A 366-nucleotide genomic window follows, 5' to 3' on the forward strand; every position below is an offset into this window, starting at 1 on the left:
GTAAACAAGGAGGGATTTTGTTGTTAAGAGAAGATTTGATAAATGAAGAAATCCAGGAGATAAAACGCGAAGTATCTTTATGCAGGGCAAGCGAGCTCAAACAGGAAATTGCTGACTATCTCGACATCGAATCTACTATTGAAACGGGAATGCGATTACATGAACGAAATCTGCACAATAAGGAACATATCCTTAAGTACTTTCAGGCCAGCGAGAATGATTGGGATAACTGGGCCTGGCAAATGAAGAATCGTATCAATGATGGAAATGTCCTGGCTTCCATTCTGGATTTAAATGAATTCGAAGTTCAGACAATTAAAAGGGTTTCCAAAAAAGTCCGCTGGGCTATTTCTCCCTATTATCTCA

1 pseudogene is annotated in these 366 nt (G+C 39.3%); it reads left to right on the top strand.

What is annotated here, in order from left to right:
• Window positions 1–20 precede the first annotated feature (20 nt).
• Window positions 21–366 (top strand): annotated as a pseudogene (locus B2633_RS16655) (lysine 2,3-aminomutase); the annotation flags it as partial.

The sequence above is a fragment of the Syntrophomonas sp. UBA1041 genome (assembly GCF_002316705.1).
In the GTDB taxonomy this organism is placed as follows: domain Bacteria; phylum Bacillota; class Syntrophomonadia; order Syntrophomonadales; family Syntrophomonadaceae; genus DTU019.